At 68.9% G+C, this 14,561-nt stretch carries 17 protein-coding genes; 8 read left to right on the top strand and 9 right to left on the bottom strand.

Translation table 11 applies throughout. The features are described 5' to 3' along the window. Positions 1 to 82: 82 nt before the first annotated feature. Entirely contained in the window at positions 83 to 1,339 is a 1,257-nt protein-coding gene (locus tag C2868_RS16590; RefSeq protein WP_103663564.1) for an Acg family FMN-binding oxidoreductase, read from the bottom strand. Between the two features lie 267 nt (positions 1,340 to 1,606). Between C2868_RS16590 and C2868_RS16585 the strand changes: the two genes are divergently transcribed. The 6 genes from C2868_RS16585 (at position 1,607) to C2868_RS16565 (ending at position 4,878) form a co-directional block, all read left to right on the top strand. Next, positions 1,607 to 2,206, top strand: a complete 600-nt coding sequence (locus tag C2868_RS16585; protein WP_232711109.1) for a DoxX family protein — start codon at positions 1,607 to 1,609, stop codon at positions 2,204 to 2,206. 127 nt (positions 2,207 to 2,333) lie between these two features. Continuing rightward, positions 2,334 to 3,017 carry an HAD family hydrolase gene (locus tag C2868_RS16580; protein WP_100809966.1) on the top strand — a complete coding sequence of 228 codons (684 nt, stop codon included), beginning with the start codon at positions 2,334 to 2,336 and terminating at the stop codon, positions 3,015 to 3,017. A 48-nt stretch (positions 3,018 to 3,065) separates the two neighbouring features. Continuing rightward, positions 3,066 to 3,230, top strand: a complete 165-nt coding sequence (locus C2868_RS17535; protein WP_157813868.1) for a hypothetical protein — start codon at positions 3,066 to 3,068, stop codon at positions 3,228 to 3,230. 19 nt (positions 3,231 to 3,249) lie between these two features. Beyond that, a complete protein-coding gene (locus tag C2868_RS16575) occupies positions 3,250 to 3,975 on the top strand; it encodes a DUF72 domain-containing protein (protein WP_258034468.1) in 726 nt (241 codons plus the stop codon). A 47-nt stretch (positions 3,976 to 4,022) separates the two neighbouring features. Further along, a complete protein-coding gene (locus C2868_RS16570) occupies positions 4,023 to 4,454 on the top strand; it encodes a helix-turn-helix transcriptional regulator (RefSeq protein ID WP_100810095.1) in 432 nt (143 codons plus the stop codon). A gap of 10 nt (positions 4,455 to 4,464) precedes the next feature. Next, complete coding sequence (locus C2868_RS16565; protein ID WP_100810096.1) at positions 4,465 to 4,878, top strand: VOC family protein; 414 nt, start codon at positions 4,465 to 4,467, stop codon at positions 4,876 to 4,878. A gap of 15 nt (positions 4,879 to 4,893) precedes the next feature. On the opposite strand, the gene C2868_RS16560 is transcribed toward C2868_RS16565, so the two are convergent. The 3 genes from C2868_RS16560 to C2868_RS16550 all read right to left on the bottom strand — a co-directional run bounded on the left by C2868_RS16560 (position 4,894) and on the right by C2868_RS16550 (position 7,553). Then, positions 4,894 to 5,583 (bottom strand): triacylglycerol lipase, encoded by a 690-nt coding sequence (locus C2868_RS16560; protein ID WP_181003497.1) that lies wholly within the window; start codon positions 5,581 to 5,583, stop codon positions 4,894 to 4,896. Then, a complete protein-coding gene (locus tag C2868_RS16555) occupies positions 5,580 to 6,371 on the bottom strand; it encodes an alpha/beta fold hydrolase (RefSeq protein ID WP_100809964.1) in 792 nt (263 codons plus the stop codon). The genes C2868_RS16560 and C2868_RS16555 overlap by 4 nt, the downstream gene beginning before the upstream one ends. A 162-nt stretch (positions 6,372 to 6,533) precedes the next feature. Further along, positions 6,534 to 7,553 carry a glycerophosphodiester phosphodiesterase family protein gene (locus tag C2868_RS16550; RefSeq protein WP_100809963.1) on the bottom strand — a complete coding sequence of 340 codons (1,020 nt, stop codon included), beginning with the start codon at positions 7,551 to 7,553 and terminating at the stop codon, positions 6,534 to 6,536. A 168-nt stretch (positions 7,554 to 7,721) separates the two neighbouring features. Between C2868_RS16550 and C2868_RS16545 the strand changes: the two genes are divergently transcribed. Next, positions 7,722 to 8,660 (top strand): Bax inhibitor-1/YccA family protein, encoded by a 939-nt coding sequence (locus C2868_RS16545; RefSeq protein WP_100809962.1) that lies wholly within the window; start codon positions 7,722 to 7,724, stop codon positions 8,658 to 8,660. Positions 8,661 to 8,760: 100 nt separating this feature from the next. Next, on the top strand, positions 8,761 to 9,996 hold the full coding sequence (locus C2868_RS16540; RefSeq protein WP_100809961.1) for a DNA polymerase domain-containing protein: 1,236 nt from the start codon (positions 8,761 to 8,763) through the stop codon (positions 9,994 to 9,996). Between the two features lie 41 nt (positions 9,997 to 10,037). Here the strand turns inward: C2868_RS16540 and guaA are convergent, their stop codons facing one another. From guaA to C2868_RS16515, 5 genes are all read right to left on the bottom strand, one after another. Beyond that, the gene (gene guaA, locus C2868_RS16535) at positions 10,038 to 11,621 is read right to left on the bottom strand and encodes a glutamine-hydrolyzing GMP synthase (protein ID WP_100809960.1); all 1,584 of its coding nucleotides are present in this window, start codon (positions 11,619 to 11,621) and stop codon (positions 10,038 to 10,040) included. After that, positions 11,618 to 12,139, bottom strand: coding sequence for a DUF3817 domain-containing protein (locus tag C2868_RS16530; RefSeq protein ID WP_100809959.1), 522 nt, complete (start codon positions 12,137 to 12,139; stop codon positions 11,618 to 11,620). The genes guaA and C2868_RS16530 overlap by 4 nt, the downstream gene beginning before the upstream one ends. Before the next feature lie 58 nt (positions 12,140 to 12,197). Beyond that, entirely contained in the window at positions 12,198 to 12,992 is a 795-nt protein-coding gene (locus C2868_RS16525) for an SURF1 family cytochrome oxidase biogenesis protein (RefSeq protein ID WP_100810093.1), read from the bottom strand. Positions 12,993 to 13,072: 80 nt separating this feature from the next. After that, positions 13,073 to 14,191, bottom strand: a complete 1,119-nt coding sequence (locus C2868_RS16520; RefSeq protein WP_100809958.1) for a GuaB3 family IMP dehydrogenase-related protein — start codon at positions 14,189 to 14,191, stop codon at positions 13,073 to 13,075. 61 nt (positions 14,192 to 14,252) lie between these two features. Further along, positions 14,253 to 14,531, bottom strand: coding sequence for a DUF2277 domain-containing protein (locus tag C2868_RS16515; RefSeq protein WP_100809957.1), 279 nt, complete (start codon positions 14,529 to 14,531; stop codon positions 14,253 to 14,255). Positions 14,532 to 14,561 lie beyond the last annotated feature (30 nt).

Below are 14,561 nucleotides of genomic sequence, written 5' to 3'. Positions count from 1 at the left end.
CATATGGTTTTACCTCACTCTGTCTGTGCATTGGCGGGGTTGCATACGAAGGCGGTCGCGTCTATCTCTCAAAGCATGCGTCTCATCGGGTCGTTGGCGCCCATCGGTCGGGTGCCACCAGCGTTTCTCGACGAGCAGATCGCCGGCATCGCGACGCATCGTGGGCGGGGTAATCGACCGTCGGCGTACCGAGCCGGACGAGCATCTGGATGGTGCCCCCGTCTGTGGCGTATGCGGAGTGGATGGCAGCCCGCTCGGCCCTCATCGACGGGTACTCCTCGAGGACCTGACTGACCGGCTGGACGACGAGCCCCATGCTGCGAGCGCGCAGCGACACTTGTGCGTAGAGCATCCCGGACCGGACCTGATCGATCCGGGTGTTGCCCGCCGTTTCGAGCACGATGTACGCGGGGGTGTGCACCGCGCCATTCGTCGCGAGCGCGACGGCTCGTTCGGCGGCCGCCTCGGCGCTGTTGGTGCCCGGGAGCAGAGTCGTCAGGCCCTGCAGGAGGTACTTCATGAAGCCGTCGGTTCCCTGCCCCTCGACCGCGAAGCCCGAGCGCGTCTCGTTCTTGCGGTATTCGTTGGAGCGGAAGATCCTCGCGCTCTCGGCCGCAACGGCCTGGTTCTCGGACTCGATGACGGTGCCGCGCACGGTCGCGGCACCGATCGCCGAGACGTCCTCACGGTCTCGGTGGACGGTCAGGGTGAGGCCTGTCATCGTGGCCAGCGCCTCGAGGTCGCTCGCCTGCTCGGCCGTCACCTCGATGGGCGCGTAGGGGCCGCGATTCGTGTCTGAGAGGAACAGTGACGCGTAGTCATCGCTGTTCGCATCGGAGCGAGGGCTGAGCACGATCCGGGCGACGGGGAGTTCGTCCATGCTGGCCGGCAGGTCCGCCTCGTCGTATGTCCCGTCGGGAAACAGCTCGATGGTGACATCCGTTCCGACGTGCCGTCCAGCAATCACGAGGTACTCCAAGAAGGTGCCCTGAGAGATCATCGTCTGCCGGGCGAGCGGGTCGACCTCGGGGGTCAGCCGGTGAGAATCCGTGTACAGATAGAGCACGTTTTCGTCGGCCTCGTCCAGGCGCACCCGCCATGGTTGTTCGTTGTGGCTGCTCGGCGCGAGCACGGCGCGCGCGACGAGTTGCATTCGCGGGTCATCGAACCTCGCGGCATATTCCTCGTCCCACGGTTCCCGATACGTGGCTGGGGCGAGGATGCCCCCGGCTATCAGGACCACGACCAGGAGCGTGGCCGCCAGCGCGACGATCGAACCGCCGACGATGGCGACGATCTTCACCCCCTTGCGGGTCGACCGGGGGCGTTGACCGTTCATGATCTTCTTTCAGCTGCCGTCGGGCTGCGGATCGGCCGGCCGCCAGCTCCACGCCGCCGTCACCCGCCGGGTACGACGCTCGCACCCCGCGGGGCGTCGCGGCAGGGCCGAAGGTCCCGGATGCCTCAGCACGACTCCATGCGGCCGGACACGCCGTCGTGCGGTGGGACCTTCGGCACTATTTCAGGGCGCTCGAGCGCGAGAACGTTGGGTCATCAGCCCAGCCGGTCAGCAGATACGGCGGGGAACCCTATCGAGGAGCATCCGGTGACGATCACCAGCGCACGCGCAACCATTTCCCTGTCCGGAGCCACCATGCCGCGCCAGGTCTCGGGCGAGCACGATACCCGGAATGTGACAGCCGGGACTGCGGCCGGCCGTTACTCCCTCGCAATCCTGCGATTGGCGACCGGCTTCATCTTCCTCTGGGCCTTTCTCGACAAGACCTTCGGCCTGGGCTTCTCGACCCCGCCCGAGCGCGCCTGGATGAATGGCGGCACCCCCAGCCAGGGATTCCTCAACAGTGACGCGGTCGTCGGTCCGCTCAAGGGGTTCTTCGCGAGCATCGCCAGCCCCCTGACCGACGTGCTGTTCATGGCCGGAATGCTCGGGATCGGCGTCGCGGTCATGCTCGGGATCGGCCTGCGGGTGAGCGCGGTCGTCGGTTCGGTGATCATGGTGCTGATGTACCTGGCCGAGTGGCCGTTCGCGCACCTGACGGCGTCGACCAACCCCCTCGTCGATTACCACATCATCTACGCCCTCGCCCTGATCGCGGTCGCCGCGACGTACGCCGGAGACACGTGGGGCTTCGGCATCCCGTGGCGCAAGCTGTCGATCGTGCGCAGCCAGCCCTGGCTGATCTGACCCCGCCCGTTCCGAGAGCGCCGCACCTGGATCCCCTCCGGGTGCGGCGCACTCGCGTTGCTGGCACACTCGGCCGGATTCCGCCAGCCCCTCGGCACCCCGGGGGGTCATGCCGTTTGCTGGAGTCATGTCTGCGTCATCCGCGGGTCCTGTGGCCGTCCTCTTCGACATCGACGGAACCCTCGTCGATTCCAACTACCTCCACATCGACGCCTGGAACAGGGCGTTCGTCGCCGTCGACCACCCGGTCGACGCATGGCGCATCCACCGCGCCATCGGCATGGACTCGGGCAAGCTCCTACAGAGCCTGCTCGGGGACGATGCCGATGCACTCGGCGACGCTGTGAAAACCGCGCACCAACGGCACTACTCGTCCACCACCGACAGGCTCCGGCCCTTCGCATCCGCTCGGGATCTGCTGCGAGAGCTCGCGAAACGTGGCCGCACCGTGGTTCTGGCCACGTCGGCACCCCAGCACGAACTCGACGCCCTCCTCGCCACGCTGGATGTGTCCGACGCGGTCGATGCGGTCACCTCGGGCGAGGATGTCGCGACAGCCAAGCCGGAGCCCGACCTGATCAACGTCGCACTCGAACGGGCGCGAGTCACCGCTGAGCAGGCGGTGCTGGTCGGCGACTCGGTCTGGGATATGTCGTCGGCAGCGCGGGCGGGGGTGGCGAGCATCGGCGTCCTCAGCGGCGGGTACGGCGCGGAAGAGCTTCTCGTGGCGGGCGCCGACGCGGTGTACGAGGATGTCGCTGACCTGTTGGTTCACCTCGACGACAGCCCGATCATGCGTGACGAGACCTGACGGCCCCAGATCCGGGGCGCAAGAACACGACAGAAGAAGGAGCAAGCGATGAACGAATCGACCGCGGGAACAGGCAACGGCCCCCTCGACGACGAACAGCGCCCGCAGCAATCGAACGATGCGGCCGCCGACGCCGGCTCGGAGTCACCCGAAGAGGGCGCCGCGGCGATGGATGATGCGGAAGACGCCGTGGTCGAACCCGACGCGGACTGAAGACGCCTCGTCCGGCGCCGTGGCACGCATCGGCACATCGGGGTGGAGCTACGACCACTGGGAGGCGGTGCTGTACCCGTCTGGGCTGCCCCCACGCGAGAGACTGGCGTGCTATGTGGCCGCTTTCGACACGGTCGAGCTGAATGCCTCGTTCTACCGCTGGCCTCCCCCGGCCACGTTCGCCTCGTGGCGACGGCGCTTGCCCGAGGGGTTCGAGATGGCCGTCAAAGCTCCCCGCGGACTGACGCACGCACGCCGCCTGCGCGAGCCCGAGAACTGGATCGAGCGGATGAGCGCGGGGCTGCACGAACTGGCCGGCCGCCGCGGACCGCTGCTCGTGCAGCTCCCGCCGACGATGGAGCGCGACGACGAGCGTCTGGACTGGTTTCTCGCCCGGCTGCCCGGATGGACGCAACCGGCGATCGAGTTCCGGCATCCGTCGTGGAACGATGAGGGCGTCTTCGAGCTGCTCGAGAGGCGTCGCGCGGCGTACTGCGTCATGAGCGGTGCGGGGTTGCCGTGCATCCTGCGCGCGACCTCCGACCTCGTCTACGTGCGGCTGCACGGACCCGACGATCGGGCCCTCTACGGCGGTTCGTACACGGACGACGCGCTCGCCTGGTGGGCGGATCGCATCCGGGAGTGGGAGGGCCAGGGGCGACGTGTCTACGCCTACTTCAACAACGACGGAGACGGCAACGCCGTGCGCAACGCCGAGACGCTGCGCACGGCGTTGACTCCGTGACACCCCGTGACACACCCGCGGCGACCTGGCAGCATGTCATCGTGAGCATGCCGACGCCCGCCGAACTGCGGGACCTCGCGTTGCTGCGCCGCGTCCGCGACCGCATCGACCGGGAGTACGCGCAGCCGCTGGATGTCGAAGCCCTTGCCCGGGGTGTGCACATGTCATCCGGACACCTCAGTCGCGCATTCCGCCGGGCGTTCGGCGAATCCCCGTACTCCTACCTCATGACGAGACGCATCGAACGCGCGATGATGCTGCTCCGCCAGGGCGACCAGAGCGTCACCGAGGTCGCCATCGCCGTCGGATGCGCATCCCTCGGCACGTTCAGCACCCGGTTCACCGAGCTCGTCGGCGTGCCCCCGAGCGCCTATCGCGATCGCGGCGCATCCGCGACCGACGGCATGCTGCCGTGCATCGCCAAACAGGTCACGCGACCGGTCAGGAATCGAGAAGCGGCGGGCGCCGCGCGTCGGTAGCGTGGCCGCCATGAACGTCACCATTCACTCCAGCTTCCTGCCCCACACGGACCCGGATGCCTCGCTCGCGTTCTATCGCGACGTGCTGGGCTTCGAGGTCCGCCTCGACGTCGGATACGAGAATCTGCGCTGGATCACGGTCGGCCCGGTCGGCCAACCCGACACCGCGATCGTCCTGCACCCGCCGACCGCGAACCCCGGCATCACCGAGGACGAGGGCCGGCTGCTGATGGAGCTCATCGCCAAGGGCACCTACTTCGGCGTGAATCTCGCCACCGACGACCTCGATGCCCTCTTCGCGACGCTCGAGTCGCGGGGCGCCGAGATCGTGCAGGAGCCGATCGAGCAGGACTACGGGGTGCGGGACTTCGCCGTCCGCGATCCCGCCGGCAACCTGATCCGCGTGCAAGAGAACAAGCGCTGAGCCCCCGGCCCGGGCTCAGCCGGTGAGCGCCTCGAGTTCTTCGAGCACGCGCGGGTCTTCGAGCACGCGGAAGTGCCCCATCGTGTCGAGCACGACGTTGCGCCCCCCGGGCAACGCGCTGCCCCCCGGGATGTGCGGGTCGAACCGCCCGTAGACCGACACGATGCGCGCGTCGATCGCCGTCTCGAGCAGCAGCGCGCGGATTGTCGCGTCGCGCGGCGAGAACCCGCGGAGCGCGGGATTGACGAAGTACCGGGCGTACCGGGATCCGGCGAAGGGCGTCGCAACCGCGAGCATCGCCGTGACGTGGGCGGGTGTCGCGCCCGAGATCATCGCCTGTTTGCCGATCAGGCCGCCCTTGCTGTGCGCGAGGATCACCGCGCCGCGCACATCCTGTTCGCGCAGGTACTCCACGACGGCGACGGCGCTCTCGGTGACCGGTCTGCCGTTGCGTCGGAGGGCGTCGACGACGTGCACCGGATGGCCCCGGTCGTGCAGCGCCGCGATGAGCGGGCGCATGAAGTGCCACGACTCGTAGATGCCGGGCAGCACCACGACGGGAGTGAGATGCCCCGTTCGGAATACGGTCGGGTCCGTGCGATCGAGTGCCCCCCGCGCCTGCGCCGCGATCGCGTACGCGTAGTCCCCCGCCCACGCCCCGAGCATCTCGAGACGCCGAGCGCGCCGTTGCGGGCGCGCCGTCATGCCACGCCCAAGAGGTGGCCGGTCCGGCGGCGCGATGCCAGGAAGGCGTCGATCGCGGATGCCACGGCCCGCGGCGCCGCGAACTGCACGACATGTCTGCACCCGGGCACGATCACGAGCGATCCGTCGTGCGCTCGATCTCGCAAACGCCGACACCAGTCGAGTCCGGCGACGGGGTCGTTCCCGCCCCGCACGACCAGCACCGGCACGGAGAGGTCCGCGATCCGCTCCTCGATCGGGTACGTCATCATGTGGCGAAGCTGGGTGAGATACCACGGCATGCCGCAGCGCACGTAGTCCGCGAAGACGATCGCGTTGACGCGCGGCGGTTCGCCGAGGGTATCCCGTGCGAGGGCGACGCTCTGCGCTCGCAGCGTCCGGCGCTCGTCGTCCGCGACCGGCCCTATCAGGACGACTCCCTCAGCGAGGTCGCGTCGCTGTCGGGCGAGTTCGACGATCCACTGCGCGCCCATCGAATGGCCGACGAGCACGGCGCGCGGTACGTTCAGCCGCTGCAGCACGGCGGCGAGCGCCCGCGCCATCCGTTCCTGTCCGAACTTCCCCCGAGGACGGCCGAACCGCCCGAACCCCGGGAGGTCGATCGAGTGCACGTCGCGCGAGCGCGCGAACTCGCGATGCAGGCGGGCGAAGTAGCGGTGCGACATCCCGATTCCGTGGATGAGCACGACGGGCGTCGGCTCGACCGCGGGTGCCGCGTCGGTGCGCGGCGCGAGGGACGAGTACGCACGGAACAGGCCCCCGTCGATGTCGATCTCGATCTGCCGCATGACCCGAGCCTGACAGCCCGGGCGCTATTTCTCGCTCACGGCCTTCGAGATCATCGTGTTCGCGCTCATCTTCGGGTGGATCGCGGTTTTCATCCGCTTCCTCGGGGTCACGGGTCAACGCGAAAGCGGCGCGACTTCCGCTCCCTGAGCAGCGTCCCCGCGTCAGCGCGCGAAGACGTCCATGCCGAGGTCGGGGTGGTCGACGAAGACGCCGTCGACGCCCGCATCCCGGATCACGCGCCACTCGGCCTCGTAGTCGCCGAGCGCCGCGCCGCCTCCCTTGCCGCGGAAATCCGCGACGAGGAAGGAGTTCTCGGGACGGCAGGTCCACACGAAGACCTTCAGCCCGCGCGCGTGGGCGTCCGCCACGACAGAGGTCGGTCCCGTCATCCGGCCGAGCTTGTTCGGCGCCAGGATCACACGCTTGTCGACGCTGATGCCGTCGAACCTGCCGACCAGAGCGTCGAGACCCTCGGGCTGCACGGTCTGCCGATAGGTCGGAGCGTCGTCGCCGAACGCGGCCACGAGGTCGAACGGCCGCCCGCCGGCTTCGATCAGGTAGATGTACTCGGCGCGAACACCGCGTTCGCGCAGGCGTTCCAGGACCGTCGACTCGAACGACTCGATCACGAGCGCGGGCGAATCGGACCATCCGCTCCGGCGCAGTTCGGCCTCGACGAGCGGAACGACGTCGAGGCCGACGCTCTCGAAGTACGTCGCGTGTTTGATCTCGAGCACCACGCCGATCGCACGCTGCTGCTCGTCCGACGCGGCGCGCACGAGATCGAGCACGTCCGCGAGGCGCAGGATCGGCTGCTGGTCGTCGAAGCTCGCGCTGGCCGGCCGGATCTTCGGCAGGCGCTCACGGCACTTCAGGGTCGCCAACTCGGCCCACGTGAAGTCCTCCGTGAACCAGCCGGTCAGCTCCGTGCCGTCCACCGTCTTCGTCGTCCGGCGGGTGGCGAACTCCGGTCGGGTCGAAACATCCGTCGTCCCCGAGATCTCGTTCTCGTGCCGTACCACCAGCACGCCGTCGCGCGTCGGCACGACATCGGGCTCGACCGCGTCGACGCCCATCGCCAGGGCCAAGTCGTAGGACGACCGGGTGTGCTCGGGACGATACCCCGGTGCGCCGCGATGACCGATCACGAGCGGCCGGCCGAACGTGCGGTCGAGAGGCATATTTCCAGGCTATCCGGGACGCGTTCGTCGACCGGGCGTATGACGGATGACAGGGCTCGCTCATAGCCGTCTCACAGCGGAATGCGGCGTCGGTGGGTGGGGTGTCGGATATCGTTGATGAACAGCACCCCGCTGTGGACCCCCATTTCTTGGAGTGTGAGCGAGGCGATGGCCTTCAACAATCCCGCATTCAACAGCCCGGCCTTCCAGGACCCGCGCGCCGTGAACACCTACCCCGGTGGATCGCAGGCCGCGAACCTCGGTGGTCGCACGCAGACCTCCGCGGCTACGCAGGCCGGCACCGATGCCGCCGCGCAGGCGCACCTCGAGGGCATGTACGCCGCGCCGCCGGCCGGTGCGATCGAAACCGACCGCATGACGGTCGAAGACACCGTCATGAAGACCCTCGGGCTGTTCGCGGTGCTTCTCGTGACCGCGGCCATCGGCTGGGTGTGGACGCTGGGCGGCCTGACGATCACGGGCGACCAGAACCAGACCACCAACATCGTTCCGTGGCTGATCGGTGCGCTCGGCGGTTTCGTGCTCGCGATGGTGGTCATCTTCACGTCGCGCAAGAAGGTCCGCCCCGCACTGATCCTCGCCTACGCCGCGTTCCAGGGTCTGTTCGTCGGTGGAATCTCGGCGTTCTACGAGGTGCAGTGGCCGGGCATCGTCATGCAGGCGACGCTCGCAACGCTCGCCGTCGTCGGCGTGACGCTCGCGCTCTTCGCGAACGGCAAGATCCGCGCGTCCAAGAAGGCGACGAAGATCTTCCTGATCGCGATGGTCGGCTATCTCGTGTTCTCGCTGCTGAACATCGTGCTCATGTGGACCGGGGTCCTTCCTGCGGGCCAGCAGTTCGGTCTGCTCAGCGCTTCGATCAGCATTCTCGGCATCAACATCCCGCTCGGTCTGATTATCGGCGTCCTCGTCGTCCTCATGGCCGCCTACTCGCTGGTGCTCGACTTCGACCAGATCCAGCAGGGTGTGCGCAACGGCGCCCCCCGCAAGCTCGCCTGGCTCGGTGCGTTCGGCATCATGGTCACGGTGATCTGGCTGTACGTCGAGATCCTGCGCATCATCGCGATCGTCCGCAGCAGCAACTGACGCTGCTCGCACGAGAAGGGGTCGTCCGATTTCGGGCGGCCCCTTCTTCGTACGCCGTCGGGGCTGGCCCCAGGGCATGCGTCCGGCCTAGCCTGAGGCGATGGCCTCGTCCTCACCCGCGGAGATCCTCGACGTCGAGGGTCACGAGGTGCGCGTCAGCAACCCGGGAAAGGTCGTCTTCCCCGAGCCGGGACTGACCAAGCTCGACATCGTGCGGTACTACCTGGCCGTGGCCGATGGTGCGCTGCGGGGTGCCGGCGGGCGGCCCATGGTGCTCAAGCGATTCGTGAAGGGCATCGGCGCCGAGGCGTTCTTCCAGAAGCGCGTGCCCGAGAACCACCCCGACTTCATCGACACCGCGACCCTGCGTTACGCCTCGGGCACGTCCGCCGAAGAGGCCGTGATCCGGGATGCCGCGGGGCTCGCCTGGATCGCGAACCTCGGATGCCTCGACCTGAACCCGCATCCCGTCCGTGCCGAGGACCTCGACCATCCCGACGAGCTACGCATCGACCTCGACCCGATGCCGGGTGTGGCGTGGGAGCAGATCGTGGACGTCGCGATGATCGCCGGCGAGGTGCTGGCCGACCACGGGCTCATCGGATGGCCGAAGACCTCGGGATCGCGCGGGTTGCACATCCTGGTGCGGATCGAACCGCGCTGGACCTTCCGCGCGCTCCGCTCCGCCGCCGAGGCCCTCGCCCGCGAGGTCGAGGCGCGGGCACCCGGGCTCGCGACGGCGCGGTGGTGGAAGGAGGAGCGCGGCGAGAGCGTGTTCGTCGACTTCAACCAGAACGCCAAGGACCGCACCGTCGCATCCGCGTATTCGATCCGCCCCTTGCCGGACGCCCGCGTCTCGACGCCCCTCGCGTGGGACGAGCTGCGCACGCGTCGGCCCGAGGAGTTCACCGTCGCGACCGTCGTGCCGCGGTTTCGCGAGCTCGGCGATCCGCACGCCGGCATCGACTCCACTGCGGGGTCTCTCGAGGGCTTGCTGAGCCTCGCCGAGCGCCTGGGCCCCGCCGAGAAGCCGCCGCGCGCGGGCGACGGGTCCGGGCGGCGGGTCTCGACGATGCCGTTGATCGAGGTCGCGCGGACGAAGTCCAAGCCCGAGGCCCTCGAGGCGCTGGAGCGGTGGCGTGCGGAGCATCCGTCCGCGGCGGCGGCACTGCATCCGGCCGACGAACTCGTCGACGGGATGCGCGGCAGCTCCTCGCTCTGGTACCGGGTGCGCGTGAATCTGCAGCACGTGCCCGAGCACGAGCGTCCGGAGCAGGGCCCCTTATTGGCCGACTACGACCCCTGGGCCGGCCGCACCTTCCCCGGTCGCGCCTGATCTCCTATACCTCGCCCGACGACGGGGGGGTCTTCGCGGGCTCACTCCCACTCGATCGTGCCCGGCGGCTTCGACGTGACGTCGAGCACGACGCGGTTGACCTCGCGCACCTCGTTCGTGATGCGGTTCGAGATCTTCGACAGCACGTCGTACGGCAGGCGCGTCCAGTCCGCCGTCATGGCATCCTCGGATGACACGGGCCGCAGCACGATCGGGTGCCCGTACGTGCGGCCATCGCCCTGCACCCCGACCGAGCGCACATCGGCGAGCAGCACGACGGGGCACTGCCAGATCTCGGCATCGAGGCCGGCGCGGGTCAGCTCTTCGCGCGCGATGGCGTCGGCATCACGCAGGATCTCGAGGCGGTCAGCGGTAACCTCGCCGACGATCCGGATGCCGAGGCCCGGCCCCGGAAAGGGCTGTCGGCCGACGATCACCTCGGGCAGGCCGAGCTCGCGGCCGATCGCCCGCACCTCGTCCTTGAAGAGCGTGCGCAGCGGCTCGACGAGCTCGAACTGCAGATCCTCGGGCAGGCCACCGACGTTGTGGTGCGACTTGATGTTCGCGGTGCCCGAGCCCCCGCCGGACTCGACGACGTCGGGGTACAGCGTGCCCTGCACGAGGAAGCGGATCGGCTCGCCCTCGGCCGCCGCCTCGGCGACGAGCTCGCGCTCGACCTGCTCGAAGGCGCGGATGAACTCGCGGCCGATGATCTTGCGCTTCTGCTCGGGGTCTGAGACTCCGGCGAGCGCGTCGAGGAACGTCTGGCGGGCGTCGACCGTGACGAGTCGAACACCGGTCGAGGCGACGTAGTCCTGCTCGACCTGCTCGCGCTCGCCCTTGCGCAGAAGTCCGTGGTCGACGAACACCGCGACGAGCTGGTCACCGACGGCCTCGTGCACGAGCGCGGTCGACACGGCGGAGTCGACGCCACCCGACAGCGCGGACAGCACGCGCGCCGACCCGACCTGCTCGCGGATGCGCGCGACCTGCTCGGCGATCACGTTGCCGCTGTTCCAGTCGGCGGGCAGGCCCGCGGCCTTGTGCAGGAAGTTCTCGATCACGCGCTGGCCGTGGTCGGTGTGCTTGACCTCGGGATGCCACTGCACCCCGTACATCCGGCGCTCGTCGCTTCCGAACGCCGCGACCGGCGTCGCCGTGGTCGAGGCGAGCACGGCGAAACCTTCGGGAGCCCGCGACACCTGGTCGCCGTGGCTCATCCACACGTTCTGCGCGGCGGGCTGGCCTGCGAGCAGCACTCCCCCGTCCCCCGTGACCGAGGCATCCGTCGCGCCGTATTCACGCAGCCCCGTGTTCGCGACCTCGCCGCCGAGGGCCTGAGCCATGACCTGGAAGCCGTAGCAGATGCCGAGGGTCGGAACATCGAGGTCGAACACCGCGGGATCGAGAGCCGGCGCACCGGGCTCATACACCGACGATGGACCGCCCGAGAGGATCAGGCCGACCGGGTTGCGCGCCGCGATGTCGGCTGCCGTGGCGGTGTGCGGCACGATCTCGCTGTACACGCCCGCCTCGCGTACGCGCCGGGCGATCAGCTGCGCGTACTGCGCGCCGAAGTCGACGACCAGGACGGGTCGCTGCGAGGTCTCTGTGGCTTCGGTCAACGGGGGCCTTCCGGGGTGGGAACGGGAACGGCGGATGCTTCGGATGCCTCGCGCTCGGCGAGGTACGTGCGCACCTCACGCGCGACGCGTGCCTCCATGAAGAACGACAGGAGCGGCACGATGCCGCCGAGGGCGAGCACGATGAACCGCAGGAACGGCCAGCGCATCAGGCTCCAGATGCGGAAGCACGCGAAGAGATACACGACGTAGAACCAGCCGTGCACCACGAGGATCGCGAGCGAGATGTTGATGCCGTCGCCCGTCGAGACCATTTCGCACCCGCTGCCGGGGAAGAAGAGCGAGTACCACTCGCAGTCGACGCCGGCGATGACCGTCGCGAACCACAGGAACCCGCCGGATCCACCGAGAAAGAGCTCGAGGTGAATCGGCGTGTATTTCAGCACCATCTCGGTGACGAGCAGCAGCAGACCGACACCCGTGATGATCGAGGCGACCTGGTAGAACTTCAGCGCCCCTCGGATCGCCGGAAACGAGGCGAGTTTGGGAGCGCGCGGCATGGGCCCAGTCTACCGGCGGCGGACCGCCGCGAGTTCCGGCACCCAGCCGGCGGACGGCTCACGACGCATCGGCGCGCGCGTCTTCGAGGTCCTCGAGCTCCTTCTCCCACGCGTCGCGCGCGAGGCGGTACCAGAGGTAGAAGGCGAAGCCCGCGAACACGGCCCATTCGACGGCGTAGAAGATGTTGAGCCAGTTCACGGTCGAGGACTCGTCCGGCGCCCGGGAGGAGATCGGCACGAGGCCCGCGTCCTCGGCGGTCCCGCCCGGCTCGAGCATCGCGAGATACGGCCGGTAGACGAACAGACGGTCGACGTCGTGCCACTGGCTGAGCAGGGCCGCCGGCGACATCCGTGTCATCTCGAGGGGATCCCCTCCCCGAGGCGGCAATTGCGGCCCCTCGTCCGAGATCACACGCCCCGTCACCTGCGTCGCGACACCGGCCGCCGTCGTCGCGGCGCTCTCCGAGAGCTCGGATGCCGCGGCCTCCGCCTGCTCGAGCGTGGGAGCCCAGCCGATCGCGACAGCGATCGACGTGGGATTGAGCGGGCCGTCGATGCGCAGCTGGCCGGTGACCCAGTACCCCTCGACACCGTCGTTGAATCGCGACGAGACGACCAGGAAGTCTTCGGGAACCCACGACCCCGTGGTCTGAACCTGCTGACCGACGAGCGGTTCTTCGAGATATGCGCCGGGCTCGACGACGTCGTCGAGGGGACGGACCTGCTCCGTCGCGCCTACGGCGGGCGGGTCGGTGTCGACAGCGCGTCCGAGCTGCCACTGCCCGAGCCACGCGAAGACACCGGCTACGAGCAGACAGAGCCCGAGCATCGCGAGCCACTGCGGACGCAGCATGACTTCGCGCAGCGTCGGGGGGAAGACCTCGGGCGCGTCTGGCACCGAGGCGGCGGGGTCGTGCTCCGTGCTCACACCGCTCATCCGCCGGAGTACGGCGCGACGACGACCTCGACGCGCTGGAACTCCTTGAGGTCCGAATACCCGGTGGTCGCCATGGACTTGCGCAGCGCCCCGATCAGGTTCGCCGTGCCGTCGGCCACGGGGGCCGGACCGTACAGGATGCCCTCGAGCGAGGCGACCTGGTCGACGCGCACCCGGCGTCCGCGCGGCAGCTTGGGGTGGTGCGCCTCGGGCCCCCAGTGAAAGCCCTGACCCGGAGCATCCGTCGCGCGCGCGAGCGCAACGCCGAGCATGACGGCGTCGGCGCCCATCGCGAGCGCCTTGACGATGTCGCCCGAGGTGCCGACTCCCCCGTCCGCGATGACGTGCACGTAGCGGCCGCCCGACTCGTCGAGGTAGTCGCGGCGCGCTCCCGTGACGTCGGCGACCGCGGTCGCCATGGGGGCATGGATGCCGAGGGTCGCGCGCGTCGTGGACGCGGCACCGCCCCCGAAGCCGACCAGCACGCCCGCGGCACCGGTGCGCATGAGGTGCAGTGCGGCGGTGTAGGTCGCGGCACCGCCCACGATCACCGGGACGTCGAGGTCGTAGATGAACTTCTTGAGGTTGAGAGGGGCAGACACGCTCGAGACGTGCTCGGCCGAGACGGTGGTACCGCGGATGACGAAGATGTCGACTCCGGCGGCGACGACGGTCTCGTACAGCTCTTGCGTGCGCTGGGGGGTCAGGGCACCGGCGACCGTGACACCCGCCGCCCGAATCTCGGCGAGACGCGCCGTGACCAGCTCGGGCTTGATCGGCTCGGCGTACAGCTCCTGCATCCGGAGCGTTGCGTCGCCGTCTTCACGGCCGGCGATCTCGGCGAGCAGCGGCTCGGGGTCTTCGTAGCGCGTCCAGAGGCCCTCGAGATCGAGGACTCCGAGCCCGCCGAGCTGCCCGAGCATGATCGCGGTCAGAGGGCTGACGACCGAATCCATCGGCGCACCCAGCACCGGGATGTCGAACTGGAAGGCGTCGATCGACCAGGCGGTCGAGACATCCTCGGGGTTGCGCGTGCGCCGCGAAGGCACCACCGCGATGTCGTCGAAGGTGTACGCGCGTCGCGCTCGCTTCGCGCGCCCCAGTTCGATCTCCATGCTCACCCGTCCAGCCTACCGGCTGACCCCGTCGCCGCTCCCGACCGGACCGCCGGGGCACTCAGGCGACGGAGTAGCGACCGGATGCGACGGCCCGAGCTCGCGCCTTCGCCGCCTCTTCCTCGCGGTTCTTCGGCGGGGTCACGGCGACGAGATCCTCGAGCAGATGCCCGGTGATGTGGGCGATCTCGTGCACGGCTCGATCGAAGGCCTCCTGATTGGCCTTCGACGGCTTCGTCGTGCCCGCGATCTTGCGGACGTACTGGAGAGCTGCGGCATGGACCTCGTCGTGGGATGCCGCGGGCTCGAAGTTGTGAAGGGTTCGGATGTTCCGGCACATGCGTAAAAGGTACGCCCGGCCGGAGCAGCC

It is taken from the genome of Microbacterium sp. CJ77, assembly GCF_002911615.1.
GTDB lineage: Bacteria > Actinomycetota > Actinomycetes > Actinomycetales > Microbacteriaceae > Microbacterium.
The sequence above is the reverse complement of the archived record's forward strand: the minus strand, read 5'-3'. Positions and strand labels throughout refer to the sequence as shown.

Excerpts from the sequence above, each read along its gene's own strand:
- C2868_RS16590 (WP_103663564.1), bottom strand. The coding sequence starts at position 1,339 with ATGAACGGTCAACGCCCCCGGTCGACCCGCAAGGGGGTGAAGATCGTC.
- C2868_RS16580 (WP_100809966.1), top strand. The coding sequence starts at position 2,334 with ATGTCTGCGTCATCCGCGGGTCCTGTGGCCGTCCTCTTCGACATCGAC.
- C2868_RS17535 (WP_157813868.1), top strand. The coding sequence starts at position 3,066 with ATGAACGAATCGACCGCGGGAACAGGCAACGGCCCCCTCGACGACGAA.
- C2868_RS16570 (WP_100810095.1), top strand. The coding sequence starts at position 4,023 with ATGCCGACGCCCGCCGAACTGCGGGACCTCGCGTTGCTGCGCCGCGTC.
- C2868_RS16565 (WP_100810096.1), top strand. The coding sequence starts at position 4,465 with ATGAACGTCACCATTCACTCCAGCTTCCTGCCCCACACGGACCCGGAT.
- C2868_RS16560 (WP_181003497.1), bottom strand. The coding sequence starts at position 5,583 with ATGACGGCGCGCCCGCAACGGCGCGCTCGGCGTCTCGAGATGCTCGGG.
- C2868_RS16555 (WP_100809964.1), bottom strand. The coding sequence starts at position 6,371 with ATGCGGCAGATCGAGATCGACATCGACGGGGGCCTGTTCCGTGCGTAC.
- C2868_RS16550 (WP_100809963.1), bottom strand. The coding sequence starts at position 7,553 with ATGCCTCTCGACCGCACGTTCGGCCGGCCGCTCGTGATCGGTCATCGC.
- C2868_RS16545 (WP_100809962.1), top strand. The coding sequence starts at position 7,722 with ATGGCCTTCAACAATCCCGCATTCAACAGCCCGGCCTTCCAGGACCCG.
- C2868_RS16540 (WP_100809961.1), top strand. The coding sequence starts at position 8,761 with ATGGCCTCGTCCTCACCCGCGGAGATCCTCGACGTCGAGGGTCACGAG.
- C2868_RS16530 (WP_100809959.1), bottom strand. The coding sequence starts at position 12,139 with ATGCCGCGCGCTCCCAAACTCGCCTCGTTTCCGGCGATCCGAGGGGCG.
- C2868_RS16525 (WP_100810093.1), bottom strand. The coding sequence starts at position 12,992 with ATGCTGCGTCCGCAGTGGCTCGCGATGCTCGGGCTCTGTCTGCTCGTA.
- C2868_RS16520 (WP_100809958.1), bottom strand. The coding sequence starts at position 14,191 with ATGGAGATCGAACTGGGGCGCGCGAAGCGAGCGCGACGCGCGTACACC.
- C2868_RS16515 (WP_100809957.1), bottom strand. The coding sequence starts at position 14,531 with ATGTGCCGGAACATCCGAACCCTTCACAACTTCGAGCCCGCGGCATCC.